Source organism: Daejeonella rubra (genome assembly GCF_900103545.1).
GTDB lineage: Bacteria > Bacteroidota > Bacteroidia > Sphingobacteriales > Sphingobacteriaceae > Daejeonella > Daejeonella rubra.
This window is the reverse complement of the sequence record NZ_FNHH01000066.1, coordinates 1-1,620: the sequence shown is the minus strand read 5'-3', so window position 1 is coordinate 1,620 and position 1,620 is coordinate 1. Positions and strand designations below refer to the sequence as shown.

Here is a 1,620-nt window from a genome sequence, read left to right as displayed (position 1 = left end):
AGTGGCTGTTGCACAACTATTAAGATTATTCTACTAAAAAGTTTTAGGTTTTACGATTTAGCTTTTTAGTGTTAGTATAATTTATACATAATCTTTGTTGTGATACATAAGCTATGTAGCTTCCAATTTATTCCTTTATTCGGTTGATTAAAGATGTCTTGGATAGTGCTCAATTTATCATTTAGAAGCTTTGCTTTATGTTTGATTAGCTTCTTTAAATTATAAGCAATAGCTGCCAATGTGATGCATTTATTTACCTGTTGTATGCCCCTGGTATTAACTCTTTTTAATCCAAGATAATTCACGAGCGTACCTATTACTGGCTCGACGGTACTTTGTCGTTTTTTCATAAGTATCCTGGCTTTGCGGCTCTGCATACGGATGTGCATACGATCATAATAAGGCTTATCAACGGTTTCGCGTATCAATGCTCCATTTTTATTGCTACCTCTACATTGATTTTTTAATGGGCATCCCTCACATTCTTTTTTATTAATACGGTATTCATTATTCCAGTAATTACCAGCCAAAAACAAACCTCTATGGGTTAACCTCTTGCCGTTTTGACATACAAAGTAATTGCCCTCTGGTTCGAATGTAAAGCCTTCCTTTTCATAGTTAAACTGAGGCCGATTAGGAATATAGCCCGTAATATTATTTTCTTCCAGTGCCTTTAGTGCTTCCCCGCTACTGTATCCCGTATCGGCTACCACTTCTTCTAAATGAAGATCGTTTTCTTTTAATGTCTGATTTAAATTAGTCAATACCGAAGTCAAGCATTGACTATCTCGTTGATCTGCTGTAAATGCCTGAACATGGGTGATCATATGGCTGGCTGTATCGACACTAACCTGACCTAAATAATTCAATGCAGCAGCTTTTCCAGGCTTAACCGACATTTTTGCATCAGGATCTGTGGGACTGAAATGTGTTTTATTACTCGGGTTCTTTTTGGGTTTAAGTTCGTTATATTCCCTAACAAGAGTAGCTTCTAGTTTAACAACGGGAGTGGTAGTTTCTTCCTCATTAGAGAGCAGTTCTTCCCTGTAAGTATCTGCATCGGCAAGGATATCCTTCTCAATCAGGCTATCTAAGGATGCATTTGCTTTAATAAAAACACCATCTATTGCTTGTCTTCGACCTGAAATCATTCCCTGATCAATACATTGTTTCAATACTTTTTTAAATAATTCGGTAAAAATATCCTGTCCATATAATTGTCGCGTCCGACTTAAGGTACTGTGCCAGGGAAGTTCTTCATCGATATCGTAGCCAATAAAATAAAGGATATCCAGACGCATTTTAGAAATAGCAATAATGCGACGATCACTGTTGCAGTTCTCAAGATAACCAACCAGCATCAACTTCATAAATACAACCGGATCAATACTTCGCTGACCCTCCGATCCATAATATTTGGAAGTGGCTTTATATAAAAAAGTGAAATCTATTATTTGGTTTAATCTCCTGTAAAAATTGTCTTCGGGAACAGCTGATGAAAGCTGGAAATTTAAGAAGAGCTTTTCCTGATATTTTTTCTTGCCTTGCATAATACAAAATACTAATAATCAGTTACTTAACAAAGTAATATTTAAAATAAATAAGTTGTGCAACAGCCAC

General features: G+C 36.0%; 1 protein-coding gene. It reads right to left on the bottom strand.

The features are described from left to right. Window positions 1-71: 71 nt before the first annotated feature. Window positions 72-1,550: an IS1182 family transposase gene (locus BLR27_RS18310; RefSeq protein ID WP_090707325.1), complete on the bottom strand. Its 1,479-nt coding sequence runs from the start codon at window positions 1,548-1,550 to the stop codon at window positions 72-74. Window positions 1,551-1,620: the final 70 nt, after the last annotated feature.

Bases quoted from the DNA above. Each gene is read 5' to 3' on its own strand.
- BLR27_RS18310 (WP_090707325.1), bottom strand. From the start codon at position 1,550: ATGCAAGGCAAGAAAAAATATCAGGAAAAGCTCTTCTTAAATTTCCAG.